Origin of the sequence: Solidesulfovibrio aerotolerans, assembly GCF_009856865.1 — a bacterium.
In the GTDB taxonomy this organism is placed as follows: domain Bacteria; phylum Desulfobacterota; class Desulfovibrionia; order Desulfovibrionales; family Desulfovibrionaceae; genus Solidesulfovibrio; species Solidesulfovibrio aerotolerans.
In genome coordinates this window covers 26,956-53,095 of the sequence record NZ_WVUD01000002.1, presented here as the reverse complement: position 1 = coordinate 53,095, position 26,140 = coordinate 26,956, and the positions used below count along the sequence as shown (strand labels likewise).

The window sequence follows — 26,140 nt, the reverse complement described above, 5'->3', positions numbered from 1 at the left end:
GCCCCCAGAGTACGGCGCAGCGGGCAGGAATTCAAGAGCAGCCGGGGGCTTGCATTGCCTTTCCCCGGCCAACCGTTTACCCCATCCTTGGCGGGCCGAGCCTGCCGCACACCCATGACCACACCACGCCAGATACTCAAACAGGTTTTCGGACACGACCGGTTTCTCGGTCCCCAGGAAACAATCATCGACCATGTGCTGGCCGGCGATGACGCGTTGGTGCTCATGCCGACCGGCGGCGGCAAATCGCTGTGTTACCAGATCCCGGCCATCCTGCGGCCGGGCACGGCCATTGTCATTTCGCCGCTTATTGCCCTTATGCGCGATCAGGTCCAGGCGCTCACCGCCCTGGGCGTTGCCGCTGAATGCCTCCATTCCGCCCTGGCCCCGGCCGCTGCCCGGGAGGTGATGGCCAAGCTGCGACGCGGCGAACTCGATCTGCTCTACACCGCCCCGGAACGCTTCATGAGCCCGGGCTTCGGCCAACTCCTGGCCGGCCTGCCCCTGGCCCTTTTCGCCATCGACGAAGCCCACTGCGTTTCCCAGTGGGGGCATGATTTTCGCCCGGAATATCTGCAACTGGCGACAATAGCCCAGGATTATCCCGGCGTGCCGCGTGTGGCCCTGACGGCTACGGCCGACGGCCCGACCCGGGCCGACATTCTGGCCCGCCTCGATTTGACCCACGCCCGGGTGTTTGCCACCGGCTTTGACCGGCCCAATATCCGCTATCTCGTGGAACCCAAAGACAAACCCCGGCGTCGGCTGTTGCAGTTTATCACCGAGGACCATGCCGGCCAGTCCGGCATCGTCTACCGCCTGTCCCGGCAAAAAGTCGAGGACATGGCCGAGTGGCTCACCGAACACGGCGTGCCGGCCCTGGCCTACCACGCCGGCCTGCCGCCGGCCGAGCGTGACCGCCGCCAGGACCGGTTCATGCGCGAGGAAGGGCTGGTGATGGCGGCCACGGTGGCCTTTGGCATGGGCGTGGACAAGCCCGATGTGCGGTTTGTGGCCCATCTTGATCCGCCCAAGAGCCTGGAGGCCTACCACCAGGAGACCGGCCGGGCCGGGCGCGACGGCGAACCGGCCACAGCCCTTATGCTCTACAGTCCTGGGGATTTTGCGAACCTGCGTCGCCTCATTGCCCCCGAAGGCGGGGAAGGGCCGCGCACGCGCATCGAACTGTCCAAACTCGACGCCATGGCCGGCTATTGCGAGGCCGACGCCTGCCGCCGCCAGACGCTGCTTGGCTACTTCGGCCAGAACATGCCCGAGCCGTGCCGCAACTGCGACGTCTGTTCCGACCCGACCGAACCGGTGGACGCTTCTGTTGCGGCCCAAAAGGCGCTCTCGTGCGTCTTTCGCACCGGCCAGCGCTTCGGGGCCGGGCATTTGGTTGACGTGCTGCTGGGCAAGCCCACCACCCGGGTGGTGCGGCTGGGCCATGTCGAGGTGAGCACCTACGGCATCGGTGCGGAACTGACCAAGCTGCAATGGCGGGCGGTCTACCGTCGTTTGGCCGCCATGGGTGCCCTGGCCCCGGACGAGGAGGGCTATGGCGGGCTGGTGCTGACCCCGCTGGCCTGGGACATCCTCAAGGGCCGGCGCGGCCTGACCATGCGTTTCCCGGCCGATCCCGAACCCCGCTCGCGCAAGCGTGGCAGCCGGGGCGAGCGGGAGGCCGGGGGCGAGGGCGGGCGCTCGAAAAAGAGCTGGATCTACGACCATCTGGCCACACCCGAGGACGCGGCGTTGTGGGAACGGCTGCGCTCCTGGCGGGCCGAGACGGCCAAGGAAGCCGGCGTGCCGCCGTATGTGATTTTTCACGACCGTACTTTGCTTGATGTGGTGCTGCTCAAACCCGAGGACGCAGCCGGTCTGGCCGGGGCCGGCGGTATGGGCCAGGCCAAGATAACAAAGTACGGGGACGCGCTCATGGCCATGCTGGCCGAGCATTATGCGGCCCACGGCCGGGCCGCGCCGCAGCCGGCGTTGCCGCCCGAAGCCGACGGCAGCGGCCCGGTGCGCGAACCCGGGGACACGGCGGCCAAGAGCCTGGAGCTTTTCCGCGAGCTTGGCTCGGTGGAGGCGGTGGCCGAGCGCCGGGGGCTTAAACCGGCGAGCATCCACGGCCATTTGCTGGCCTACGTGGCCTGGGGCCGGCTGTCGGCCAAAGATGTGTGCGGTCTGCCGGACGAGGTGCTGGCGCGGGCGTGCGAGACCTTGACCCGCCTTCGCCGCGAGGGCGCGGTGGGCCTGACCCCGGCCTTTGAGGCCCTTGGCGGCGCTGTGCCCTACGAGGCGCTGCGCTGCCTGGATGCGGAACTGCGGGCCAAGGTCCGCGACGGACAGACGTAAGCGGTCGGGACAACGAGCGTTCCAGGCAACCCCCAATCAAAGGAGGCCGCCGTGGCCGTAATCGACTTAAGCCTTTTTGAGCTCTATAAGATCGGCCCCGGTCCCTCCAGTTCCCACACCATCGGTCCCATGAAAGCCGGTTGCGATTTCCTGAGTCTGGCCCGGCAACTCCCGGCACAAACGTTGGAAAAGGTCGCGACATTCGAAGTCGAACTCTACGGCAGCCTCTCGGCCACGGGCAGGGGGCATGGCACCGACCGGGCCGTCCTGGCCGGCCTGCTGGGCCAGACGCCGCAACACTGTTCCCCGGCCTTTCTCGACGAGCTGGCCCGCAATCCACTGACCCGGCGGGTCATGGAGCTTGGGCCGGTGAAGCTGGAAATAGGTGCCCAAAACGTGCGCTTTGGGCCGCTGGAACACCAGTTTCCCTGCAACAACACCCTTGTCTTTCGGTTGCTTGGGCGCGCGGGCCAGACCGCGCCGCTCCTGGAACGGGAATATTATTCCGTGGGCGGCGGCTTTCTCCACTATAAGGGACAGCCCGCCGAAGTGCGTGGCACACCGGCCTATCCGTATGCCACCATGGCTGATCTCAAGCGGTGCATTGCCGGGCAGGGCGTCAGCCTCCCGGCGCTCATGCTGGAAAACGAGCGGGCCATTACCGGCGCGGATGCAGCGACCATCCTGGCCGGACTCGATACGGTGCTGGCCGTCATGGACGCGGCCGTAGCCGCAGGGCTTACCACCCAGGGCGTGCTGCCCGGGCCGCTTGGGCTTGAGCGCAAGGCCAAACGGATTTTTGCGGGCAGCCAGACCAAGCGGCTGCCCTATGAAAGTGTTTTGTCCGAGCTGTGCGCCTACGCCTTTGCCGCTGCCGAGGAAAACGCCGCCGGCCATGTCATCGTCACCGCCCCGACCTGCGGAGCCGCCGGCATTGTCCCGGCCATGGCCCGGTTCATGCGCACCCGCCTTGAGCTGCCCGAACAGGCCATCCGGGAAGGGCTGCTGGCCGCTGGGGCAGTGGGATTTCTGGCCAAACACAACGCCACCATTGCCGGGGCCGAAGGCGGCTGCCAGGCCGAGATCGGCGTGGCCTCGGCCATGGCCGCCGCCATGCTGGCCCAGGGCATGGGCCATGGCGTACGCGTGGTGGAAAACGCGGCAGAGACGGCCCTGGAACACCACCTGGGCCTGACCTGCGACCCGGTGGGCGGCTTTGTCCAGATCCCCTGCATCGAGCGCAACGCCATGGGCGCGGTCAAGGCCTATACCGCCTATCTCATCGCCTCGGACGAGAGCCCGGACCACCACAAGGTCGGCCTGGATGAGGCCATTGCGGCCATGCTGGCCACGGGCCAGGACATGAACTGCAACTACAAGGAAACCGCCCGGGGCGGCTTGGCCGTCAGCGTCATTGCCTGCTAACCGCCCATGGCCTGCCCACTGCTTTGGTTTTTGTATTCGACAAAAAGACGCGTTGTTCGGTAAGCGATTTGTGGAATCGGGCGCGGCCTTGTGCGCCGCAACACGGTCTGCAAGCGACCAAAGGAGCTTCCCCATGCGTCACGGCATCAAAGCGGCACTGACAGGGCTTTTCCTCGTGTTTCTGCTCGGTTCGGCCCAGGCCGGGACCGGCGTCGATCCCCGGGCCGAGGGCCTGCTGCGGGCCATGTCCGCCCATGTGCAGTCCCTGGCCGCCTTTTCGGTCATCGAGACCAGCCTTGTGGACCGGGTGTTCCCCAACGGCCAGAAGGTGGCCTTCTTCCACACCACAGCCATCAAGGCCCAGCGCCCGGACAAGCTGCGGGCCGAAGCCACAGGCGATGACGTGGCTGCGACGTTTGTCTTAAATGGCCCGACCTTCCAGGTCTATGACGCCAAGACCAAGGCCTATGTCGCCCTGGATGTGCCGCCGCGCCTGGATGCGGCCCTGGAGCAGGCCATGGTCCGGCTCAATCTCGTCGGTCCCATGATCGATTTTTTAGCCGCTGATCCCTACAAGAGCATCATGGAGAAGGTGTTGGAGGTCGTTTACGTCGGCCAAAGCACGGTCGGCGGCACACCGTGCCATCATCTGGCCTTTCGCCAGCTCACCCAGGATTTCGAACTGTGGATCGACGCCGGCAAGACCCCGTGGCCTTTGCGGCTGGCCATCACGGACAAGACCCGGCACGGCGACCCCCGCGTCCTGGTGGAATACCGCGACTGGAAGCCGAGCTCGGGCTTTGCCGCCAAGACGTTTGCCTTCACCCCGCCGGCCGAGGCCGTGCGGACCAAGGTTGCCCCGCAGCCGGCAACCACCGGCCAGAAGCCGTAACCGGAGGTTGACCATGTCATATCGAAAAATGCCAGCGGTGCGCCGTTTGGCCGGGTTGATCGGGCTGGTTGGGCTGGCGGCGAGCCTGTCCCTGGCCACTCCCCAGGTCGCGCAGTGCTTTCGCGGCGGCGGCGGGTTCGGCGGCGGCGGTTATCATCCCCCCGAAGGCGGCGGTTTTGGCGGCGACGGCATGCGTGGGTCGGCTTCGCCAGGGGGGACGGGCTTTGACGACGGCATGCGCCCGCCGGGGGCGGCCGGTTTCGGCGGCGGTCCCGGCATGGCCCCGCCGGGTGCCGTGCACGGTCCGGAGCCCATGGGACCGGCGGCCTATGGCGGCGGGGCCATGCCGCCCCCGGCACCCAGGCCCGGCGGTTTCGGTGGCGGTCCCGTGCCACCGCCGCATCCCGGCCCCTTTACCCCGGCTTTTGGACCGGTCGGTCCCCCGCCGCCTGCTCCCTGGGTCGGACCGCATCCGGTCGGCCCCTATCCCGTGGTGGTCCCGGTACCAGTTCCCCTGCCGCCGCCCGGAGTGGGCATGGCGGCAGCGGCAGCGGCCACCATGTTTGCGCTTCCGGCTGCGGCTGCGGCAGTCAACATCGCCGGCCAGACCTACTACAGCGTGAACGACGCCTATTACCAGCCCGTGATCCAGGACGGAACCACTGTGTATGTTCAGGTCAATCCACCCCAGTCGGATGCGGATTGGGACGATTGATCGCCTGAAGTCCTGGCGAGCCCTGAGCCAGGAAGTGCCTGTCCCCGGGGGCGTGCGCCGGAGTGAACCATGCGGCGCATCGCTGCGGCAATGCCCGGGCACAGGACGACAGTTTTGTAGGATTTCGCGACGGAATTGTCTTTTCAGCCTTGGACGGCGTCAAAAAGGCCAGAGAATACAACGCAATTCTCTTGGCTTGTATCTTGCTGCTGCCGCAAACGAACCCTTTTCCAGCGAGGAACGCCTTGGAAGAACCCGACGCCGTCCCAGACCATAATGCCGGCACCGACATCGCCTACCGCGCCATCGGCATCCTGCGCTCGCCGTTTCAGGATATCGCCGGCATGCCCGTGCAGCCCGTGGGAGCCATGGGCATCGCCGGCCATGTGGAGGTGCATCCTGAGTTCGCGCGGGGACTTACGGATCTGGAAGGCTTTTCCCATGTCTTTTTGCTGTACCATCTGCACCGGGTGACCGGATATGACCTTATGGTCAAACCGTTTATGGACACCAGCCACCATGGCATTTTTGCCACCCGTTCGCCCAAACGCCCCAATCCCATCGGGCTGTCGGTGCTTGAGCTGGCTGGTATCGAAGGCAACACCGTGCATCTGCGCAACATCGATATCCTGGATGGCACGCCGGTCCTCGATATCAAACCCTACGTCCCCCGGTTCGATGTCTGGAAGGGTGAGCGCACGGGCTGGTTTGCGACCAAGGCCCAGCAAGCCGACACCTTGCGTTCCGACGACCGGTTTCGCTGATTTCGTACCGCCAAGGAGGCGAGAGCCCGACAATGCAGCTTCTTACCGTGGCCGGACCGCCTTCCTCCGGCAAAACGTCAATCCTGTTGCGCCTGGCTTGCGTTCTGGCCCGGCGTGGCCGCAGTCTGGGCGTGGTCAAGTTCGACTGTCTGGCCAGCCGCGACCGGGAGATCTTTACCCAGGCCGGCATTCCCTGCCTGACCGGCCTTTCCGGGGCGCTGTGCCCGGATCATTTTTTCGTGTGCAACGCGGCCGACGCCTTTGCCTGGGGCCAGGGCAGGGGGGTGTCGGTGCTGGCCATTGAGAGCGCTGGCCTTTGCAACCGCTGCGCCCCCCACATCGAAGGCGTGCTGGCCCTGTGCGTCGTGGACAGCCTTTCCGGCATCGACACCCCGGCCAAAATCGGCCCCATGCTGCGTCTGGCCGACGTGGTGGCCGTGACCAAGGGCGACGTGGTGTCCCAGGCCGAGCGCGAGGTTTTTGCCTTTCGCGTACGCCGGGCCAATCCCAGGGCCACGGTGCTGTTCGTCAACGGCTTAACCGGCCAGGGGGCCGAGGCCCTGGCCCATGTGGTGGGCGCGGCCCCGGATACAACCGGCCTTGACGGGGCCACGCTGCGCTTTACCATGCCGGCGGCCGTGTGCTCCTATTGCCTGGGGCAGCGAAAGATCGGCCTGGACCATCAGATGGGCAACGTTCGAAAGATGGATTTCGGCCAGGACGCGTCATGATCGATCCCCGGCTCAATCGCCCCTTTGCCGACCTGTGGCGCGAACTGCCGCCGGCCCGGGATTTTTTCCTGCTCCAAGGCCTGCCGCAGCCACTGCCCGACCAGACGCCCGCGGCGTATTTCGCCGGTCTTGGCAGCGAAGTCCTCACCGAAGCCGCTGCCTCGGCCAGCGATCTGGCCCAGGCCTTTGCCCGGTTCCTCGCCGCCTTGGCAACCCTTGAAACCGACGCCCCGTCCGTGGCCTCGCTCACCATCCTTGGCGGCCGGGACAAGCATGGTCGGGCCGAAAACCTGGAGCTGACCCTGGTCCCTGGCGACGTGGCCGCCCTGGTCGGCCCCACAGGTTCCGGCAAGAGCCGGTTTCTGGCCGATATCGAATGGCTGGCCCACGGCGATACTCCCACCGGCCGGCGTGTGCTGCTCGACGGCCACCCCTGCGACGCCGCGGTGCGGCTTTCCGCCTCGGGCCGGCTCATCGCCCAATTGTCCCAGAACATGCAGTTCGTCATGGACCTGACCGTGACGGACTTTCTCCTGGCCCATGCCGAGAGCCGCCTGGTTGCTGACGGCGTCGGGGCTGCGGCCGAGGTCATTGCCCTGGCCAACGAGTTGTCCGGGGAGGCTTTCAGCCCGACAACGGCGCTGCCGGCTCTCTCCGGCGGCCAGAGCCGGGCGCTGATGATCGCCGATGTGGCCCGCTTGTGCGCCTCGCCCATCGTGCTGGTGGACGAGCTGGAAAACGCCGGCATCGACCGGCGAAAGGCCATTGAACTGCTCACCGGCAGCGGCAAGATCGTGCTCATGGCCACCCATGATCCGCTGTTGGCTTTGCTGGCCGGGCGGCGACTCGTCTTTGCCGCCGGGGCCGTGGCAGCGGTCATGGAAACCAGCCCGGCCGAAAAGAACTGCCTGACCGCCCTGGCCGCTGCCGACGCCCGGTTAAGCGCCCTGCGCGAGGCCTTGCGCCATGGCCGGCAACTCCGTTTTACCCACGAGGGAGACGACCATGCCTGATAGCCACTGTCTTGAGACGCCGGTCCTGCGATACATAGCCGACCATCCCGGTGCCCGGGACATCCTGATCGAACGGGGCGTGGCAGCCGTGGCCGACGCGGAATTTATGGCCTCGGCCGCGCCGTTTCTGGCTATGCGCACCCTGCTCACCCTCTACGGCATTGCCCCGCAGCTTTTCCTGGACGCCCTGGCCAGCGCCGTCCCCGGGCGGCGGGGCGGCATGACGCCGCTTTTCACCGACGGCTGGACGCCCTCTGGCCCGGGACTTCGGGGATTCGTCAGCCTGCCCTGTCCACTCAAGGCCCCCATGGGCCTTGCCTTGGACAATCTGCGGCAAAGCCTGCCGGCCGGCGCGCCCTGGCCGCGCCTTTTCATGGACAGTTGCGGCAAGCACACCTTAAACGATCTGGCCGCCAACCTGACCCGACCGGAAGAAGTGCCGGACATGGTCATTTCAGCGGGCTTAAACGGTTTTTTGTCCAAGAGCTTTCGCGACCGCTTCGCTGGCGATGGCCTGTTGGCCCGCCTGCCCCAGGATATCCACCCGGCCCTGGCTGCGGCCGGGCTGGCCGATCCGCGCCAGGTCTGTCGCATCTACGCCGTCAATCCGCTGGTGTTGGTGGTGGTGCGCTCGCGCCTTGGCGGCCTGCCTGTGCCGCGTTCGTTTGATGACCTCCTTGATCCGGTCTATGCCGGCAAGATCGGTCTGTGCGGCCCGCCGGAAACCGCCGGTGATTCCACGCTGTTGCTCGACATCCGTTTGCGCCATGGCCTTGGTGCCCTGGCGGCCCTTGGCCGGGCCATGCTGTGCGACACCCACCCGGCCCAGATTTTCCGGCCGGCCCCGGGGAGTAATCCCCCGCCCATCGGCGTCATGCCGTACTTTTTCGCCATGGCTGCGCCGCGTCAGGACGACGTGGAAATCATCTGGCCGGCGAGCGGGGCGCTGGCGTCGCCGCTGTTTGTCATGGTCAAGCAAGCGGCCCGGGACGCCTTGGCTCCGCTGCTGGATTGTTTTCTTGGTCGGCAAACCGCCATCCTGGCCTCGGGCGCGGGCATGCCGGCCACCCGGCCGGATGCTCCCGTGGCGCTGCCGCCCGGCGCGACGGTGCGCTTTATTGGCTGGGACGTGCTGGAAAGCCACGACCTGGGGCCGCTGATCGCCGAAGCCGGGGCGGTCTTTGCCAAGGCGTACTACGCGTCGCGAGCCTGATGGCCCGACTGTCGGGCACGGCGTTGCGACACCCCGGCGTTTGCCCCGGCTGACAGGCCCGACACGGCTTTTTCGGCTGGGGCGCGCTGGCCGCGTCGCAGCAGGCTTCTTGACACGATACCGGCTTTCGGTCTTGTTGGACTACTCTGCGTACCCGTTGCCCGGGATATCGGTCTCGTCGGAAAAAAACACGATGCGGCATCGGTGCCCGGCAAAAACGCTGCACCCTGCAATCCGCGGCCGCAACGGCGGCTGAAAGCCGCCTGCCTGGTTGCCGCGTACCCGACGGAGAACGCCCATGACTTCCCAAACCAGCGCCCCTGACATGTTTGCGCCCGTTGCCCTGGGACGCCTGACCCTGGCCAATCGTTTTGTTCGTTCCGCCACCTGGGAGGGGATGGCCGCCGTTGACGGCTCGGTCACGGAAAAGCTGACCGAGACCCTTGTCCGTCTGGCGCAGGGCGGGGTGGGGCTGGTCATCGCCGGACACGCCTATGTCCAAAAGCAGGGACAGGCCGGGCCATGGAAGCTGGGGGTCCACTCCAGCGCCATGCAGCCCGGGCTGACGGGCCTGACCGGGGCCGTACACGCAGCGGGCGGCAGGATTGCGGCCCAGTTGGCCCATGCCGGGCAGGCGGCCCTTGTCGCGCTTTCGGGCGAGGAGGCGGTGGGGCCGTCGGATGGGGAAGGCTTTCGGGCCATGACCGAGGCTGCGATTGAGTCGACCGTCGAAGCCTTTGCCAAGGCTGCCCGGCTGTGCCGCGAGTCCGGCTTTGACGCGGTGCAGATCCACGCCGCCCACGGCTATCTGTTAAGTCAATTCCTTTCGCCGTATTACAATAAGCGCACCGATGCCTTCGGCGGCAGTCTGGCCAATCGGGCGCGTTTTCTGCTCGCAGTGGTCAAGCGGGTGCGGCTGGCGGTGGGGCCGGGGTACCCGGTGTTGTGCAAGGTCAATTCCGAAGATTTTGTGCCGGGCGGGCTCACTGTTGAGGAGGCCGTCACGGTGGCGGGCTGGCTCAAGGAAGCCGGTCTGGACGTTCTGGAACTTTCCGGCGGTACGGGTGACTCGGGCCGGCTCATGCCGGTGCGACCCGGCAAGATACAGTCCCCGGAAGGGGAAGGCTATTTCAAGGTGGCAGCCGGGCGGATCAAGGCGGCTGTGGATCTGCCCTTGATTCTGGTGGGCGGCATCCGGTCCTTCGAGGCGGCGCGCCGTCTTGTCGCGGACGGCGTCTGCGACGCCGTTTCGTTGTCCAGACCGCTGATTCGGGAACCGGAGTTGATCAACCGCTGGAAGTCCGGCGATTTACGGCCTTCGACCTGCATTTCGGACAATCTTTGCTTTCGCCCGGCCAAAAATGGCGAAGGGATATATTGCCTGACGGAAAAGGTTGCGGCGGAAAAAGCCGCCAAGGGCTGACGTGATCCGAGTCCGTCCAGTGCCATTTTCTTTGTCAGACGGTTCTTGTTTCCGGGCCGTTTTGTTATCCCGGCCACCGGAGCAGCGGTGGTTCCCGTCAAGCGCCTCCCCCGGCTGCCCCGGTTTTTAGCCGACCATCGTACCAACCACTGTTGCAAACCCTTTAAAAGTTTTTCCAGTCGCAGGGGTCCGGGGGGATCATCCCCCCGGCCGCCGGAGGCATCTTCCGTCTTCTCTTTTCTTTACGTCTCGCATTTCCCCAGCGTGATTTTGTCCTTGGCAATGCTTTGAATGGACAGTATTTTTAGCTTGTTAAATGTTTGGAGCGTCCGTTCACAGCAGCCCCGTGGAGTGTCCCGCATGCCGACGTTGCCCCAGAGTCATCTGCCTTATGTGGATAAGTATTTCATCCGGTCGCGGCGCATTCTGGAGCGGGAAGGGCTGAATCCCCGAGTCACCATGCAGGTCTTTTTCCGCAACGGCCCGGGGGTGCTTGCGGGAGTCGCGGAAGCAGCCGAGCTTTTTCGGGCCGCTTCGCCCCTGCTCGAGCATGGTGGGCAGGTGTGGGCCTTACCTGAGGGCAGCAGCTTTGCCCCCCTGGAACCTGTCATGCACATTGAAGGCCCGATCCAGGATTTCATTGAGCTGGAAACGCTCTATCTGGGCATCCTGACCTCGCGCACCAGTCTGGCCAACGGCATTGCCCCGCCGGACCTGACTGCTGTTGCGGCCAAGGCCCGCTCCATTCGCGCGCTGCTGCCAACCAAAAACCTCCTCTATTTCGGGGCACGCCACTGGCATTGGTCCATGGAAGAAGCCATCTGCCAGACCGTTATCGCTGCCGGTTTCGATGCCTGCGCCACGGACGCCGGAGCCCGCGCGGCCGGTCTGGCCGCAGGCGTTGGCACCATTCCCCATGCCCTGGTGCTGGTTTTTGCCCACCATGTCGGCCCGCAGCAGGCCACCCGGGAGGCGACGCTGGCCTTTGACCGCCACATTGAACCCGAATGCAGCCGCATCGCCCTGGTGGACACGTTTAATCACGAGATTACCGATTCCCTGGCTACGGCCGAGGCCCTTCCGGGGGCGTTGTGGGGCGTGCGTCTGGACACGGCCGGGGAACTGACGGGCCAGGGGGGGGCGGCTGATGCTGGGCAACCGTTTGTCGGCGGCAAGGGGGTGACGGTGTCCGGGACGGCGGCGGTGCGCAAGGCGCTGGACGCGGCCGGATTCGGACACGTCAACATCGTACTCTCCAGCGGCTTTGGCAATCTGGCCAAGGTGGCCGCCTTTGCCGCTGCCGAGGGCCGCCACGGCCGGCTGTTTGAATCGCTGGGGATCGGCGGACTCTTTGAGGCCTGGTGCGCCACCGCCGACATCGTGCGGGTCGAGGGCCGGGCCTTGGCCAAAACGGGCAGAGCCTTTCGCGAGAATCCGCGCCTGCGGCGCATCCTCTAACCCGGAGTCGTTTTCGTGGGAAAGCTGTTTCTCATCGTCGATATGCTCAATGATTTCATTGAACCCACCGGCAAATTGTATTTTGAAAAGGGGCAGGCCGTCGTCGCGCCGATCCAGCGACTCAAAGCGGCGTTTCGGGCCGTCGGTGCGCCGCAGCTTTACGTCAACGACGCCCATCCGCCCGACTCCCAGGAGTTTGCGGTCTGGCCGCCCCATTGCCTGGTCGGTTCCTGGGGAGCTCGGATCGTTGACGCCCTTGCCCCGGGGCCGGGCGACATCGTCCTTACCAAGGATGCGCTGACCCTGTTCGCCGAGGCTGCGGCCGAAGGGCTTTTGCGTGGCTTTGGCGCTTCGCGCCTTTATCTGGCCGGGGTGGCCACCGAGTATTGCGTTAAAGCCTGCGCCCTGGACGCTGTGGCCCAGGGATTTTCTGTCACTGTCATTGTGGACGCCATTGCCGGCGTGGATTTGACCCCCGGCGACGCTGAGCGGGCCCTTGCCACCATGGAGCAGGCCGGGGTCATGTTTGCCACGACCGACGCCGTGATCGCCGGGTTGGCCTGACGCCAGCGCCAAGGCAGGAGACGCAACGCCGAAGCAGCGGCGGCACCCGCCAGCGCAAACGCCGGCTGTCCAGTCCGCCAGCCCCCGTGGGCCAGCCAACTCCCCAGCCCCCCTTGAAAAACTTCTCCTATCAAGGGGGTCCGGGGGGGATTATCCCCCCCGGCCGCCGGAGGCCTCTTCTGCCTTCTCTCTTCTTCTCTCCCCTCTACTCCTCTCTCGCACGCCCTAGCGCCAGGCTGCAAACCAGCGTTGGCGCAGGGCGGCCTCGGGCAGCAGCCAGACGGCGCGGTGGGTCGCGACCAAGGCGGCGGGGTCTTCCAGCAGGGCTGATTTTTCGGCGCGCGTCAGGCCCTGGGGACCAAGATCGACCGCCTTGTCCACCAGCGTCTGGCGCGCGGCCGCGTCTGCCCTGGCGGCCCGGGACGGTCGGCCAAGCAGGCCAAGCCGTCTGCCGCAGGCCGTGGGATCGACCACGGCCAGGGCCACGCCGTGTTCCCGGGCAATGCCCAGCGGCCGTGGGGCCTGGGCGTTTTGCTCGTGAAAGGCCTCCATTTCCGAGAGTTCGCGCGGCGTGTCCATCTCTTCGGGGATCAGCAGCAGCCCAAGGCGCTTAAGCCACCGGCCAAGGCTTGGCAGGCTGGTTATTACCGACAAGGGGATGGCCAGGAGCAGCGGCCCGAAGATGGGGCTGACCCACCAGAAAAATTCCCGATTATACAGGTAAAGCGTGCCGGCCCACAGGGCCGCCAGCACGGTGCCGCCCAGATGAAAGCGCACGGCCTCGGACCAGGGCGTGGAGCGGTCGTCGCGCACTTGCCGGCCCCAGCCGGTTTCCCGGCCAAGCAGGGTGATGCTGACGAATTTGCTGTGAAAGAGCATGCGCACCGGGGCCAGCAGTGAGGAAACGAACACCTCGATCACCATGCTGACCGCCAGCCGCCAGAAACCGCCGAAGAGACGTCGGCGGCCTTTGACCAGGACCAGGAAGGCGGCAAAAATCTTGGGTAAAAAGAGCAGCACACCGGTGGTGGCGAGCAGGCTTAAGGCCCACCACGGCTCCCAGACCGGCCACTCGGGAAACAGCGTGCGCGTGGGCGGGAAATAGGTCGGGGGGGTGAGCGACTCGATGATGGCCTCGACCGTGGACACGGCCAGAAACAGGAACCAGAGCAGGGCCGAGCCGTAGGCCATGATACCGTTTAGAAACAAGGCCCGGTGGACCGGAATAAAGCCCCGGGTGAAAACCAGCCGCAGATGCTGCATGTTGCCCTTGCACCAGCGTCGGTCCCGGGCCAGTTCGGCCAGCAGGTTGGGGGGGGCTTCCTCGTAGCTGCCGGGCAGATCGTAGGCCAGCCAGACGCTCCAGCCGGCCCGGCGCATGAGCGCGGTTTCGACAAAGTCGTGGCTGGAGATTTCGCCGCCAAGGGGCGGCTTGCCGGACAGCCGGGGCAGGGCGCAATGGCGCATGAAGGGCCGGATGCGAATGAGCGCGTTATGGCCCCAGAACTGGGCGTCGCCCAGAAGCCAGTAGCTTAAGCCGGCGGAAAACATGGGGCCGTAGAGATGGCTGGCGAACTGCTGGAGGCGGGCCAGAAAGGTTTCGCGCCCGACAATGGCCGGGACTGATTGCAGGATGCCCACTTCCCGCCGCGCTTCCATGACGGTCACCATGCGGGCGATGGTGGCACCGCTCATGACGCTGTCGGCGTCCATGACCAGCATATAGACGTAATTGGCCCCGAAGCGGCGGCAAAAGTCGGCGATGTTGCCGCTTTTCATCTTGGTGTTGACCCGGCGGCGACGGTAGAAAATGCGTTCCCGGGCGTCCAGGCGATCCCGCAGGCCGGCCCAGGCCGCTTCTTCCTCGGCCCAGGCTTCGGGGTCGCGGGTGTCGCTTAAAAAGAAGAAATCATACTGCTCGATGGCCGCGTCGCGGGTGAGCGAGCGGTAGACGGCTTCCATGCCGGCCGTGACCCGGTCCATGTCCTCGCCGTAGACCGGGAAAACGATGGCTGTGCGGGCATCCGACCGAACCGGCGCGTCTGTTGGCCGGGGCCGGGTGATGGCAAAGCGGTCAAAACGTTTGATCAGGGTGAAAAAACCGACCATGGCCGTCCAAAAACCGATGGAGATCCAGGCAAAGAGCATGGCAAAGACCAGCAGCAGGATTTTCTCCAGCACCGTGCCGCCCTCGTGGGGCAACACCGAGGCCATGCGCAGGACGGCAAAAGCGGTGGGTACAAAGATCAGTCCGGCCAAGACCAGCCGGCGGCGACCGGCCACGGCGCTCCAGGTCGGATTGGACGCACCGTCCGGCGCAGTGGAATCTTTGGGCGGCTGGCCTTGATCCGGGGCCGGCGCACCCACGGCCTTGCCAAGGGCCTTGCGCCAGACCCGCAGCCCCATGCGCTCCGGGGCCATGGGTGTTCGGATGAGCGGCGGCGTGGGGTGTAAATGAGTGTCGGCGCGCGGCACGTCCAGGCGTGTTTGCAGTTCGGTCATGGCCAGCCGGGTGGCCGCTCCAGGTTCGTTGACCTCGGCCGGCAGGCTCTCAAGGGTTTTGAGAGCCGTCTCCAGCCGTTTGCCTTCGGGCAGGGGCAGCCGGCGCAGATAGGCCAGCACCCGCGCGCCCAGAGCGTCGAGCCAGGGTTTGTCCTGGCCGGTTGCCGCCTGGGGAATCGTGCCTTGGCTCATGATTTCCCCGGCGTCACAGCGTAGCTCCAGGTTTCGCTGACACTTTTATCGTCGAATTTTAAAAAGGCCCGCAATTCGATGGCCTCGCGTTTTTCCGGCAAAATGTCTTGCAGGGTGGAGCCTCCCTCGAAACCGATGGCAAAGGTCAGGCGGAAGCCGCCGGTGACGGGATTGCGAAAGCACTGTTGCGAGAGGAGCTTGGCTCCCGGCCCGACGCTGACCACTGCTTCGGCCGTGGCGGTTGGGGGCAGGGCGGGCAGCTTGTCGCCCTGGAAATCCACGACGAAAAAGCGGCTGTTCTTGTCCGGCTGGGACGAGCGGGTGGACGTGACCCGAACGCCGGGCGGCAGATCGGCCGGGGCTGTGAGCCAGCGCAGCCGGTAGTCAAAACGCAGGGGCGACCCTGGCGCGACAACTTGTTTGGGAACGAAATAGGCCGCCACGTTGTCGTGAATCTCTTGTTCGGACGGGATCAGCACCATCTCCACCCGGCCCGGCCCCCAGTCGCCGCGCGGCTCAACCCACAGGCTCGGACGTTTTTCATAGCGCGCTTCGGTGTCCTGGAAGTTGGTAAAATCCGTATCGCGCTCAAGCAGCCCGAAACCCTTGAGGTTGTCGGCCTCAAAGCTGCTGGTCAAGAGCGTGGCGGGATTGACGGCCGGTCGCCAGAGCCATTCGCCGCTGCCGAAATGCACCAGCAGGCCGTCGGAGTCGTGGACTTCGGGACGCCAGTCCATGCGGCTGCCCGGCAGCGAATTCTCGCCGTACAGGAACATGCTGGTCAGGGGTGCGATGCCAATTTTTTTGATAGGCGTTCGCGGGAATACGCGCGAGGTGACATCCATAACGGTTTCGCGGCCCGGTGTTATGGTAAAGGCATAGGCCCCGGTCAGGCTGTTGCTGTCGAGGAGGGCATAGACGGTCAGGCCCTTGGCGGCCTTGCCCGGGGCGGGCTTAACGATCCAGAATTCGCGAAACCAGGGGAATTCTTCGCCTTCAGGCTCGGCGGTATTGATGGCCAGTCCCCGGGCCGACAGGCCGTAGCCCTGGCCCTTGGCCACGGCCCGAAAATAGGACGCGCCCAGAAAGACAACGAATTCATCCAGGTAGGTGGGGGTGTTGATGGCGGTATGGACCCGAAAGCCGGCGGCCCCGATTTCCGTGGGGAGCTGGTCCGGGAGATCTTTGACCTGGCTGTAATCAAACAGCGCCTTGGTCACGGCCAGGGGTTCGACCTTGCCGCCGTCAATGACATGCAGCTTGACGGTGCGGTCGTATAAAAATCCCGGGTGGAAAAACTGGATTTCGTAGGGCGACTTGCTTTTGCCCCAAAAGGCGCGGTCAGGCAGGAAGCGGATCTTGCGCCAGGTGTCGTAATCAAGCTTGTGCAGTGCCTCGGGTATGGCGGGCGGAGCCTGAAAGGGAACCGTGGCCATCTCTTTTGCGGCCTGCTCGACATTTTCAAAGGTAAAGGGCTTGGCCGCAGCCTGGGCGGCACTACCAGGGGCTGGTGCCCAGGTCAGGACGGCGACGACGGTCAACAGGCCGATATACTTATAAAAGGGCGTTCGTTTGAAGCGTACCAAGACGTCTGCTGCGTTTTTCATATCTGTTTCTATCCTATCTTTTGGTCGCGCGCCATGGGCGCGCGGTTTTTTTGCTGCTGGTGGGCACCCTCGGGCCGGTGGCAACCGTCCCCCTGGCCCAAAGCCCGCCGTGCAGCCTGGGACGTCTGTTGCGTCTCCGGCGGCACGGCGGGGTTAACTACGGGGGCAGCGTATTGCAAGCAAGCAAACGCTGGCGGCTGCGTTTCCTGTTGCGCTGGTGCTTCTGATGAAAGGGTGCCGGGCTAATCCACCCGATAGTGGCAGCCAAGCGAGCGTCGGTTCTGCATGGCCGCGATGGTGATGGTGTAGGCGGCCTGACAGCCATGGAAAAGATCCACAATCGCTTTGCTCAGAGGCGTTTCGCGGTAGAAGTCGTGGATGTGCTTATTGAGTTCGCGCAGATCCTCAAAGGCACGTTTGAGCCGCGAACTCGACCGGTTGATGCCCACGTAGTTCCACATGGTATTGCGGATGGTGGCCCAGTCCTGGGCAATGAGCGCCGGGTCTTCGTTGCGGTTGGAACCGGGGCTGACCCAATCCGGGATGCTGTCCAGGAGACGCCGGCCGATGGCCGCCTTGGACCCGGCCCGCTTGCCAATGTCCTGGCCGGCACTCCAGCCCCAGACCAGACATTCGAGCAAAGAGGTGCTGGCCAGCCGGTTGGCTCCGTGCAGGCCCGTGCAGGCGCATTCGCCGACGGCGTAGAGCCGCTCCAGGGTGGTGCGCCCGGTGTTGTCGGTCAGGACGCCGCCGCAGAAATAATGCGCGGCCGGCACCACCGGTATGGACTGTTTCGTGACGTCGATGCCAAGCTGCAAGCAGCCCGTATAGACGGTTGGGAAATGTTTCTCCAGGTCTTTGACATAGTTGGCGACGTCTAAATAGACGCAGTCCTGGTCGGTCTTTAACATCTCGGCCAGGATGGCCCGGGTGACGATGTCACGCGGGGCCAGATCGGCCCGGGGGTCGTAGCGCTGCATGAAGGGTTCGCCCGAGGCATTGACCAGACGCGCCCCTTCGCCGCGAAGGGCCTCGGTGACGAGCAGCCGACGTTCGGCCCGATGGAACAAAGTGGTCGGGTGAAACTGCACGTATTCGGCGTTCATGACCTTGGCAAAGGCGCGCGAGGCCATGGCCATGGCCGAGCCGATGGAGGAACGGGTGTTGGAGGTGTGCAGGAACAGCCGGCCGCAGCCGCCGGTGGCCAGCACGGTGAAATCAGCCAGGATGGTTTCCACCTGCCCCGAGATTTCGTTTAAGACGTAGGCCCCCAGGCATTGGCTCAGCAGCTGGTATTTAAATTCCAGCAGCGTGGCGTGGTGGCTGGAGGTGAGCAGGTCAACGGCCGTGCGATGGGTCAGCACCTTGATATTGGGATTGGCTTTGACCGCCGCCATGAGCCCTTCCATGATGGCCCGGCCGGTGCGGTCGGCCATGTGGAGGATGCGGGCCACGCTGTGGCCGCCTTCCTTGCCAAGGTGGAATTCGTCGCTGGCACCTTTGTGGTCGAAGGGCAGGCCCAGGCGGTCGATGAGCACTTCCTTGACCGTCGCTGGTCCGCGCCGGGCCAGATATTTGACCGCCCGCACGGAATTGTGCCGCCAGCCGCAGGTGAGGATGTCGCGTTCGAGCAGTTGCGGCGAATCGTCCGGGCCGCGATAGACAATGCCGCCCTGGGCCAGGGCGCTGTTGCCGTCGTCGAGATCTTCGCCGGAGGTCAAAAGGATCACTTCCAGGCCCGAGTCGGCAATGGACAGGGCGGCGGTCAGGCCCGCCAGCCCCGAACCGATAACCAGGGCATTGGCATGCATGCGGTAGACCATGGCTCTTCTCCTTCCTGCGGCGCTGGCCACGGCATTCGGGTGTCGCGGCGCAAGCGGAAATGGCCCGACCGCTGCGGTCAGGCGGAAACTTCGAGCATGCGCACCACGGCGGCAGTGGCCGGGGCGCGCACAGCCTCGGGCACGGTGACCGGCTCGGCCGTATCCAGTGTTTCCAGAGCGGCCAGCAGATTGGCCTCGGTGCCCTTGGCCATGTTGGAACAGGCGCTGAGGCACAGCGGCCGGATGCTCTTTTGGCCCTGGTACTGCTTGGCCAGCCGGTTGACCAGATTGATTTCCGTGCCGATGACGATGTCTGCCCCGGCCGGGGCCTCGGCCACGTATTTGATGATAAACGACGTGGAACCGGCAGCGTCGGCAGCGGCCACGGTTTGGGGCGAACACTCGGGATGGACCACCACCCGCACGTCGGGATTTTGGGCGCGCAGGGCAGCGATGGCAGCGGCCTTGAACCGGGCGTGGATGACGCACTGGCCGGGCCAAAAGAGCACCTCGGCCTGGCGGGCGGCGTCCATGTCAAGCCTTGCGCCGCCGCCGCGCACATCCAGGATGTGGCGGGCGGATTCGGGCACGCCAAGTGTGTTGCAGGTGTTTTGCCCGAGCATCTTGTCCGGCAGGAAAAGCACGCCGCGCCCCTGGTCGAGCGCCCATTTGAGCATCTTGGGGGCGTTGGCCGAGGTGCACACCGCGCCGCCGCAGGCTCCGACCACGGCTTTGATCGCTGCCGAGGAGTTGACATAGGTCAGGGGCAGCACGTCCCGGCCGGCTGCCCGCAACGTGGCGAGAACCGTGTCCAGCAGCGGGGCCGGGGCCATCTCGGACATGACGCAGGCCGCCTCGCGCACCGGGATGTGGATGCGCTGGCCGGGCGCGGCCAGCATGGCTGCGGTTTCGGCCATGAAAAACACGCCGCAAAACATGATGTCTTTGGCGGACAGGGCCGCGATCTTGCGCGAGAGCTCCAGCGAATCGCCCAGGATGTCGGCATGGCCGACCACGGCGTCGCCCTGGTAATGGTGGGCCAGGATGGCTAATTCGTTGCCGCGTTGCCGGCGAATGGCTGTGATCTTATCGGAAATGGATGCAGTCATAAGGCCCCCGTCTCCTTAAGCAGCAGGCTGAAGTCGGCGCTTTTGGCGGAATGGGTGATGCGCCCCACCGACACGAAATCCGGGCCTAGCGCGCCGATGCCGGCCAGGGCGTCCAAATCCACGCCGCCGCTGACTTCCGTTTCAATACCGGCCGGAACCATGGCCAGAGCCTGGCGCATGGTGTCCCGGTCCATGTTGTCGAGCATGATGCGCCGGGGCGCTTCGGCAATCGCCTGGGCCACTTCGGCCAGGGTGCGGCATTCGATTTCAACCGGTGGCATGGATTCCATACGACCATGGTAGGCTTTTCGCAAGGCGGCCATGGCCTGGGGGATGCCGCCGGCCCGGTCGATGTGGTTATCCTTAAACATGAGCATCTCGGCCAGATCGATGCGGTGGTTGACGCCGCCGCCGCACAACACCGCGTATTTTTCCGGGTAGCGAAGTCCCGGCAGGGTTTTGCGGGTGTCGAGCAGCCGGGTTTTGCTGCCGGCCAGGGCGGCCACGGCCGCCGCCGTCTTGGTGGCGATGCCCGAGAGATGGCACAGGAAATTGAGGATGACGCGTTCGGCTTTCAGAAGCGTTATGGCCGGGCCGACCAGGGTGGCAACGACCAGACGGTCGGGCACGCGGTCGCCGTCGGCGGCGAAAAAGGCCAGCTCGCAGTTCTCGGCCTGGCCCATGCGTTCCAGCACAAGGCGGGCGATGGGCAGCCCGGCCACCACGATGGCCTCTTCCTTGGCCACAATGGAGGCGGTCAGGCGGTCGGTTGGGGAAAAGACCGCCATCGACGTCAGGTCCGGGCCGTCTTCGTCCAGGGCCAGATTAATAGCCCGGATGAGAAAGTCCCGGGCTTTGCCGGTGAAAAAGCGCTCAAAACGTGGATCGGTCATGGATCACCGCATCCGCAGGTAGGGGCCGGGCCGGGCGGTTATGCCTGGGGCCGGGCCGGGTGGGGGACGGCCGGCGTCGCGCCATCGCGTCGAAGGCCGATCCGAAACGGCTGGCCGGACGTTTTGCCCTGCCGCCGTGAAAAAAATAGCTTTTTTTGCCCAGCGGGACAAGGCCGGGCAGTGGCGACTTTTGACCTGACCGGGGTGATTTTGTGTCCCAGATGTTCCCCGGCCCGGGAAAACGGGCCGGTAAGGGGAAAAGTTCGTCTGTCAGCGGGTCAGGACTGGCGACGCCGCAGCCGGGCCAGTCGGGCGGCCAGCCGGGGTTCCATGCCCTGGTCCTTGGCCGTGTAGAACTGCCGGCCCGTCAGTTCCTCGGGCAGATAGTCCTGCTCCACCCAGGCGTCGGGGTAGGCGTGGGGGTATTTGTACCCTTTGCCAAAGCCCCATTCCTTTTGCATCCGGGTGGAGGCGTTGCGCAGATGCAGCGGCACGGGTTTGACGCCGGACTGCATAATCTCTTTTTTGGCGGCCAGATAGGCGGCGTAGGTGGTATTGCTCTTGGGGGCCAGGGCCAGATAGACGACGGTCTGGGCCAGGGGAATAAAGCCCTCGGGCATGCCGATGCGTTCCACGGCCTCGGCGGCAGAGACAGCCAGGGGCAGGGCCATGGGATCGGCCAGACCGATGTCTTCCGAGGCCGAGATCATGAGCCGGCGGCAGCAAAAACGCGGGTCTTCGCCGGATTCCAGCATGCAGGCCAGATAATACAGCGCCGCGTCCGGGTCGCTGCCCCGGATGGACTTGATCATGGCCGAGGCCAGTTCATAATGGGAGTCGCCGTCGCGGTCGCCCCGGGCCATGGCCTCGGGCAGGTGCTTGCGCAGTTCGTCCGGGGCGCGCTTGTCCTCGGGCAGGGCGGCGGTGAATTCCACCAGATTCAGGAGTGTCCGCCCGTCGCCGGATGACAGCATGGCAATGGATTCCAGGCTTTCCTTGGGTAGCACCATGCCGGCTTCCCTGGCCCCGCGCTCGGCCAGGACCATCAACTGAGGGTGGGTCAGCGGTCCCAGGCGCAGGACATGGAGCCGGGAGAGCAGTTGGCGGGTGATGGAAAAGGACGGATTTTCCGTGGTGGTGGCCAAGAGCACAATCTCGCCGGTTTCAAGGATGGGCAGGAAAAAATCCTGCTGCGCCTTGGAAAAGCGGTGCAGCTCGTCGAGGATAAGGATTTCCTTGCCCTTTATGAGTTCGCGAAGGGCGGCCAGGCCGGCCTCCGGGGCGCTCACCCGCACATAGGGCCGGCCCTTGGTGCGGGCCAGGATCAGCGCCAGGGTGGACTTGCCGCAGCCCGGCGGGCCAAACAGGAGCAGGCTCGGCAGGCGCGGGCCGGCCAGCATGGTGGTCAGTCGCGCGATGACGTGGGCCTGGCCCACGAAGTCGTCAAGGGTGGCCGGGCGGATGCGTTCGGCCAGGGGGCGTTTTTCGTTTCCGAGCAAATCCATGGAACCTGCCTGCAGTTTGCGCCGGGGGGCAGCCTCCGGCGGCCAAAGGGTTGGCACCCTTTGGAATCCCGATACAATTTCGGGAGGTTGGCTTCAGTCTTGCGGTCGGTCTTTACGTGCTTGCATTCTTTGCAAAGCCCGGATCATTCTTAAAGGATACCGTGCACGGCCGTCGTAAAAGCGTCAGGAGGCGGCGACCAGACCAAGGGCTAAAACGGCCAGGGCGGCGGTTTCCCAGCGCAGCACGCGCGCACCGAGCGTGACCGGCACAAAGCCGGCGTCTCTAAAAAGGCGGGCTTCGGCGTCAGACAGGCCGCCTTCCGGGCCAACGACGCACAGTGTGTCGCCCGGTTCGGCCAGATCGGCCGGGGTCAGATGGCGGGCCACGCCCGGGTCTTCCCAGAGCAGATACCGCCGGACAAAGCCCTGCCCGGTATCGGCGGCCAGGGCGGCGGCGCTGGCCGCCAGGCGAAGGGACGGCAGCCGGGCCGCGCCGCACTGCTTGGCGGCGGTAATAAGCGCCGTAGTCCAGGCTTCTTTGGGCTCGCCTGGCATTTTGCCCTGGGAGCGTTCGGCCTGCCAGAAGAGGATACCGGCAGCGTCCAGTTCCACGGCCTTTTCCAGAAAGAAATCGCGTCGGGCCGACCGGGAAAAGCCGGCGGCCAGATGCAGGCGGCGCGCTGGCAGGGGAGCGACGGCAAGGGAGATCGGCTCAAGCTCCACCCGGCTGCGGGAGAGGGCCTTTATGGCGAAAAGGCCGTCGCGCCCCTGGCCATCAAAGGCGCGCACCGTGTCGCCGGCCTGCTTTCGCAGCACCTTGGCGCAGTGGTTGGCCTCGCCGCCGGTCAGGGCATACGGCGCGGCAAAGGCCTCGGGCGGGATAAAAAAAAAGTCGGGTCGGCCCATGATCGGATGGTCCTTGGCGCGGCTAGGGCCGGGCGCGGCGTCGCGGCAGAGTGGTAGGTTTGGCCGGCTCGTAGGCTTTAAGGCCTTGGTCGCCGGTCAAGAGTTCCACGTGACAGCCGGTTTTGGCATAAAAGGCCGCAACTTCCTGGATGGTTGCGTCTCCCAGGGACAGTTTCTGGGCGGCCAGGGGCGGCCACGTCACAGCCAGCGCGCCCAATTTTCCGTCGGACCAGAGTTCGGATTGGTCGCTGAACGCGGCCCAGGGCGACGTGCTGTTGGCAGCCTGTTGCATGATCTTGCCCAGGGAGTCGGCCAGCTTCTTTCTGTCGCCATTGGTCTGGCTGATATGGTTGCCGGTTTCGATGATAGTCGCCAGCGGCAGCACGAAGGTGGCCTTTTCCAGTTCTTCCTGACGCAGTTTGGCGTCAACTCTGGCGAAATCCCATCTGTCATGGTCGGGTCCGCACGTTGTTTTGCCGGGAATTTGCAACCAGACGCACAGAATACAGGTGTCGAGGACCAGCACTTTCCCGGGCATTGCACTTACTCCCCGTCGTGCTGCAGGGCCGATTCCAGGCGACCTTCGCTGACGATGCGGCCGAGCGGGCCGCCGGCCATGAGTTTGGGGAGCTGCTCTATGTCTTCGAGCAGGGTGATGGCGCTGGCCCCGGATGCGTCACGGTGGGTCACGGAGATAAAGGGGACCATTTCCGGGCCAAGGGCATTGAGCAAGGCCGGGTTGTGTGTGGTGACGATGACGTCGATGTTGCGTCTGGCCCCAAGGGTGCGCAACATATCCACCAGGGTATCGGCCCGGGAAGGGTGTAGGCCGTTATCGACCTCTTCGATGACGAGCAGGCTGCCTCTTTTGCAGGTTAGCAGAGCGGCGACGACGGCGAGGAAGCGGAGTGTGCCGTCGGACATGCCGCGCGCATCGACGATTTGCGGTGTCTTGCCGCCCCAGTTCTCTTCGCAATAGAGCATAGCGTCGGAGGCGAGTCTGCCTACGCGTTCGGTCCAGACGCGTTCGATGTCGCGTTCCGGAAGCTGCTGGAGATAGGCGGTCAGCGTGGATTCGATGTGGGATCGTTCTGCGTCGGATAGCGAAGCCAGCACGCCGGCGATGTTGGCGGCATCCGGCTTGAGAGTATCGGAAAGGGGAACATAGCCGCGCATGTGGCTCGGTATCGGGTCAAGGATGAATATGGATTGCAGATAATCTTTGATTGACCGGGAGGCATCCTTTATTTCTTCGGAAATGGGCAGTGAATCCGTTTTTATTAGTAATGAATGTGCAGAAGTTGTAAACAATTGGTGTGGTTTAGAGAACGTTTCTCTGTTTTCAAGATTTGCTACCAGAGCGAGTGTCTCATGTAGTGTTTCGAAATGTATGAGTTTTTTGTTGTCTGAGTTGCTTGTTATTTCTTCTGATGTTATTGATGCTGTTGACTTGTCTGTTGTAACAGTGATTGTATGGGTAAACTCTTTATTGTTCCGGTCAGATATGACGGTCGTTAGCGTAAAATGGTGATGGGGGTGTCTGGGGCTCAAATCAAGCCCGCCTCGCAAGCCCGCGAGCATGTTGTCGCCAGCCAGGGCCGTTGCAATGGGCACTCCAGACGCAATCCGCTGCAAAAAACACAGCGCATCCAAAATATTGGATTTCCCGCTGGCATTCATGCCGATGACCACAGTCAGCGGATCAATGTAGAGCGTCGCATCGGCGAAACTCTTCCAATTGATGAGCCGCAATGATTTGATCATGACATGTCCTTGGGCACTATCCCGGTTTTCTGTGTCGCCTGCGTTGCGGGAACATCTGCAACGGCAGCCGGCCGGGAGGCTGTTCGCCCCCCGGCCGTTTTATTGTTGCGAAGCGCCTAGCCGGTCACAGCCTTTCGGGCCGTGCCGTTTTTATAAAAGGGCAGGGCGCGCTTGACGGCCGGCAGTTCGGTGCGGGCGGCCTTGACCACAAAGTTATTGGCTTCGGCCGCTGCGGCGTCCACATAGGCCAGGGCCACGGCATGGCCCAGGCTCGGGGCAAAGGAGGCGCTGGTGACGACGCCAACAGTCTCGCCATTGCGATCCAGCACCACGTCGCCGTGCCGGGCGCTGCGCCGGCCGGGGATTTCCAGGGCGATCAGTTTCTGGCGCAGCGCAGCCGCCTTGCCCTTGCCGACATACTCGGCCGGGGAGGTGAGCAGCCAGCCGTAGCCGGCCTCGGCCGGGGTGTGCTCCTCGTCGAGATCCTGGCCGTACAGCGGATAGCCCATCTCCAGACGGATGGTGTCGCGCGCTCCAAGCCCGACCGGCATGACGCGCGGATCGGCCACCAGCGCCTCCCACAAGGCCACGGCCTGTTCGGCCGGGAGAAACAGCTCATAGCCCAGTTCCCCGGTGTAGCCGGTGCGGCTGACCATGAGCCTGGCTCCCTGGAATTCGGTCCAGGCGAAATTAAAGTATTTCAAGCCCGAAAAATCGCCCGGGACGCGGTCTTTGAGCACCTCAAAGGCCAGCGGTCCCTGGAGATCGATCTTGGCGGTCTGGACCGAGACGTCTTTAAAAGCGGCCCCGGCCGGCAGACGGCTTTTGATGGCCTCGAAATCGACCTGGATGCGCGAGGCGTTGACCACCAGCATGTACTCGTCCACGCCCAGGCAGTAGATGATCAGATCGTCAATGACGCCGCCGGCGGCATTGAGCAAAAAACCGTAGCGGCATTTGCCCGGGGCCAGAGTGGCCAGATCGTGGGTGACGGCCTTGCCCAGCCCCTCGGCCGCGCCGGGTCCGGTCAGGAGAAACTCGCCCATGTGGCAGATGTCGAAGACGGCGGCCTTGGTGCGGCTGTGCTCGTGTTCGGCCAGGATGGACGTGTATTGCACCGGCATGTCGTAGCCGGCAAACGGCACCATCTTGGCACCGTGGCTGCGGTTCCAGTCGGTCAGGGGAGTGGGGATGGGGTTTTCCACGGTCTCGTGCTCCGGGTCTGTCGGAAGGGTGCTTCCGAAGGCTTTAAAGTGTGCGGCGGCGGGGTGTCGTCCGTG

At 64.7% G+C, this 26,140-nt stretch carries 21 protein-coding genes; 11 read left to right on the top strand and 10 right to left on the bottom strand.

What is annotated here, in order from left to right:
* Positions 1–114 precede the first annotated feature (114 nt).
* The 11 genes from recQ to GTA51_RS01835 all read left to right on the top strand — a co-directional run bounded on the left by recQ (position 115) and on the right by GTA51_RS01835 (position 12,559).
* A complete protein-coding gene (gene recQ, locus GTA51_RS01885; protein WP_160958205.1) occupies positions 115–2,361 on the top strand; it encodes a DNA helicase RecQ in 2,247 nt (748 codons plus the stop codon).
* A 51-nt stretch (positions 2,362–2,412) separates the two neighbouring features.
* Entirely contained in the window at positions 2,413–3,786 is a 1,374-nt protein-coding gene (locus tag GTA51_RS01880; protein ID WP_160958203.1) for an L-serine ammonia-lyase, read from the top strand.
* Positions 3,787–3,919: 133 nt separating this feature from the next.
* Positions 3,920–4,678 carry a DUF2092 domain-containing protein gene (locus GTA51_RS01875; RefSeq protein WP_160958202.1) on the top strand — a complete coding sequence of 253 codons (759 nt, stop codon included), beginning with the start codon at positions 3,920–3,922 and terminating at the stop codon, positions 4,676–4,678.
* A 13-nt stretch (positions 4,679–4,691) separates the two neighbouring features.
* The gene (locus GTA51_RS01870) at positions 4,692–5,393 is read left to right on the top strand and encodes a DUF6515 family protein (RefSeq protein WP_246197905.1); all 702 of its coding nucleotides are present in this window, start codon (positions 4,692–4,694) and stop codon (positions 5,391–5,393) included.
* Positions 5,394–5,638: 245 nt separating this feature from the next.
* Complete coding sequence (gene tsaA, locus GTA51_RS01865; RefSeq protein ID WP_160958200.1) at positions 5,639–6,157, top strand: tRNA (N6-threonylcarbamoyladenosine(37)-N6)-methyltransferase TrmO; 519 nt, start codon at positions 5,639–5,641, stop codon at positions 6,155–6,157.
* Positions 6,158–6,189: 32 nt separating this feature from the next.
* Positions 6,190–6,888: a GTP-binding protein gene (locus GTA51_RS01860; RefSeq protein WP_160958199.1), complete on the top strand. Its 699-nt coding sequence runs from the start codon at positions 6,190–6,192 to the stop codon at positions 6,886–6,888.
* Entirely contained in the window at positions 6,885–7,901 is a 1,017-nt protein-coding gene (locus GTA51_RS01855; protein WP_160958197.1) for an ATP-binding cassette domain-containing protein, read from the top strand. The genes GTA51_RS01860 and GTA51_RS01855 overlap by 4 nt, the downstream gene beginning before the upstream one ends.
* On the top strand, positions 7,894–9,114 hold the full coding sequence (locus GTA51_RS01850; protein WP_160958195.1) for an ABC transporter substrate-binding protein: 1,221 nt from the start codon (positions 7,894–7,896) through the stop codon (positions 9,112–9,114). The genes GTA51_RS01855 and GTA51_RS01850 overlap by 8 nt, the downstream gene beginning before the upstream one ends.
* Before the next feature lie 298 nt (positions 9,115–9,412).
* Positions 9,413–10,537 (top strand): NADH:flavin oxidoreductase, encoded by a 1,125-nt coding sequence (locus GTA51_RS01845; RefSeq protein ID WP_246197903.1) that lies wholly within the window; start codon positions 9,413–9,415, stop codon positions 10,535–10,537.
* Positions 10,538–10,897: 360 nt separating this feature from the next.
* Positions 10,898–11,995: a nicotinate phosphoribosyltransferase gene (locus GTA51_RS01840; RefSeq protein ID WP_160958194.1), complete on the top strand. Its 1,098-nt coding sequence runs from the start codon at positions 10,898–10,900 to the stop codon at positions 11,993–11,995.
* Between the two features lie 15 nt (positions 11,996–12,010).
* Positions 12,011–12,559 (top strand): isochorismatase family protein, encoded by a 549-nt coding sequence (locus GTA51_RS01835; protein WP_160958192.1) that lies wholly within the window; start codon positions 12,011–12,013, stop codon positions 12,557–12,559.
* Between the two features lie 225 nt (positions 12,560–12,784).
* Here the strand turns inward: GTA51_RS01835 and mdoH are convergent, their stop codons facing one another.
* The 10 genes from mdoH to gcvT all read right to left on the bottom strand — a co-directional run bounded on the left by mdoH (position 12,785) and on the right by gcvT (position 26,065).
* On the bottom strand, positions 12,785–15,253 hold the full coding sequence (mdoH, locus tag GTA51_RS01830) for a glucans biosynthesis glucosyltransferase MdoH (protein WP_211922396.1): 2,469 nt from the start codon (positions 15,251–15,253) through the stop codon (positions 12,785–12,787).
* The gene (locus GTA51_RS01825; protein ID WP_160958191.1) at positions 15,250–16,860 is read right to left on the bottom strand and encodes an OpgD/OpgG family glucan biosynthesis protein; all 1,611 of its coding nucleotides are present in this window, start codon (positions 16,858–16,860) and stop codon (positions 15,250–15,252) included. Before GTA51_RS01825 ends, mdoH begins: the two co-directional genes overlap by 4 nt.
* 242 nt (positions 16,861–17,102) lie before the next feature.
* Complete coding sequence (nadB, locus tag GTA51_RS01820; protein WP_160958189.1) at positions 17,103–18,683, bottom strand: L-aspartate oxidase; 1,581 nt, start codon at positions 18,681–18,683, stop codon at positions 17,103–17,105.
* Between the two features lie 77 nt (positions 18,684–18,760).
* Complete coding sequence (locus GTA51_RS01815) at positions 18,761–19,792, bottom strand: quinolinate synthase (protein WP_160958187.1); 1,032 nt, start codon at positions 19,790–19,792, stop codon at positions 18,761–18,763.
* On the bottom strand, positions 19,789–20,685 hold the full coding sequence (gene nadC, locus GTA51_RS01810; RefSeq protein WP_160958185.1) for a carboxylating nicotinate-nucleotide diphosphorylase: 897 nt from the start codon (positions 20,683–20,685) through the stop codon (positions 19,789–19,791). Before nadC ends, GTA51_RS01815 begins: the two co-directional genes overlap by 4 nt.
* Before the next feature lie 278 nt (positions 20,686–20,963).
* Positions 20,964–22,190 (bottom strand): replication-associated recombination protein A, encoded by a 1,227-nt coding sequence (locus tag GTA51_RS01805; protein ID WP_160958184.1) that lies wholly within the window; start codon positions 22,188–22,190, stop codon positions 20,964–20,966.
* 183 nt (positions 22,191–22,373) lie between these two features.
* Positions 22,374–23,096, bottom strand: coding sequence for a 16S rRNA (uracil(1498)-N(3))-methyltransferase (locus GTA51_RS01800; RefSeq protein ID WP_160958182.1), 723 nt, complete (start codon positions 23,094–23,096; stop codon positions 22,374–22,376).
* 22 nt (positions 23,097–23,118) lie between these two features.
* The gene (locus GTA51_RS01795; RefSeq protein WP_160958180.1) at positions 23,119–23,634 is read right to left on the bottom strand and encodes a hypothetical protein; all 516 of its coding nucleotides are present in this window, start codon (positions 23,632–23,634) and stop codon (positions 23,119–23,121) included.
* A 5-nt stretch (positions 23,635–23,639) separates the two neighbouring features.
* The gene (locus tag GTA51_RS01790; RefSeq protein ID WP_160958178.1) at positions 23,640–24,860 is read right to left on the bottom strand and encodes an AAA family ATPase; all 1,221 of its coding nucleotides are present in this window, start codon (positions 24,858–24,860) and stop codon (positions 23,640–23,642) included.
* Positions 24,861–24,976: 116 nt separating this feature from the next.
* Positions 24,977–26,065 (bottom strand): glycine cleavage system aminomethyltransferase GcvT, encoded by a 1,089-nt coding sequence (gene gcvT / locus GTA51_RS01785; RefSeq protein ID WP_160958177.1) that lies wholly within the window; start codon positions 26,063–26,065, stop codon positions 24,977–24,979.
* Between the last annotated feature and the right edge of the window lie 75 nt (positions 26,066–26,140).

What these genes read in the sequence shown, in the direction of transcription:
- GTA51_RS01855 (WP_160958197.1), top strand. Translation starts at nt 6,885, where the DNA reads ATGATCGATCCCCGGCTCAATCGCCCCTTTGCCGACCTGTGGCGCGAA.
- GTA51_RS01790 (WP_160958178.1), bottom strand. Translation starts at nt 24,860, where the DNA reads ATGATCAAATCATTGCGGCTCATCAATTGGAAGAGTTTCGCCGATGCG.
- nadC (WP_160958185.1), bottom strand. Translation starts at nt 20,685, where the DNA reads ATGACCGATCCACGTTTTGAGCGCTTTTTCACCGGCAAAGCCCGGGAC.
- mdoH (WP_211922396.1), bottom strand. Translation starts at nt 15,253, where the DNA reads ATGAGCCAAGGCACGATTCCCCAGGCGGCAACCGGCCAGGACAAACCC.
- GTA51_RS01800 (WP_160958182.1), bottom strand. Translation starts at nt 23,096, where the DNA reads ATGGGCCGACCCGACTTTTTTTTTATCCCGCCCGAGGCCTTTGCCGCG.
- GTA51_RS01860 (WP_160958199.1), top strand. Translation starts at nt 6,190, where the DNA reads ATGCAGCTTCTTACCGTGGCCGGACCGCCTTCCTCCGGCAAAACGTCA.
- nadB (WP_160958189.1), bottom strand. Translation starts at nt 18,683, where the DNA reads ATGGTCTACCGCATGCATGCCAATGCCCTGGTTATCGGTTCGGGGCTG.
- GTA51_RS01840 (WP_160958194.1), top strand. Translation starts at nt 10,898, where the DNA reads ATGCCGACGTTGCCCCAGAGTCATCTGCCTTATGTGGATAAGTATTTC.
- GTA51_RS01825 (WP_160958191.1), bottom strand. Translation starts at nt 16,860, where the DNA reads ATGAAAAACGCAGCAGACGTCTTGGTACGCTTCAAACGAACGCCCTTT.
- GTA51_RS01805 (WP_160958184.1), bottom strand. Translation starts at nt 22,190, where the DNA reads ATGGATTTGCTCGGAAACGAAAAACGCCCCCTGGCCGAACGCATCCGC.
- GTA51_RS01870 (WP_246197905.1), top strand. Translation starts at nt 4,692, where the DNA reads ATGTCATATCGAAAAATGCCAGCGGTGCGCCGTTTGGCCGGGTTGATC.
- GTA51_RS01795 (WP_160958180.1), bottom strand. Translation starts at nt 23,634, where the DNA reads ATGCCCGGGAAAGTGCTGGTCCTCGACACCTGTATTCTGTGCGTCTGG.
- GTA51_RS01850 (WP_160958195.1), top strand. Translation starts at nt 7,894, where the DNA reads ATGCCTGATAGCCACTGTCTTGAGACGCCGGTCCTGCGATACATAGCC.
- GTA51_RS01845 (WP_246197903.1), top strand. Translation starts at nt 9,413, where the DNA reads ATGACTTCCCAAACCAGCGCCCCTGACATGTTTGCGCCCGTTGCCCTG.
- GTA51_RS01875 (WP_160958202.1), top strand. Translation starts at nt 3,920, where the DNA reads ATGCGTCACGGCATCAAAGCGGCACTGACAGGGCTTTTCCTCGTGTTT.
- GTA51_RS01815 (WP_160958187.1), bottom strand. Translation starts at nt 19,792, where the DNA reads ATGACTGCATCCATTTCCGATAAGATCACAGCCATTCGCCGGCAACGC.
- recQ (WP_160958205.1), top strand. Translation starts at nt 115, where the DNA reads ATGACCACACCACGCCAGATACTCAAACAGGTTTTCGGACACGACCGG.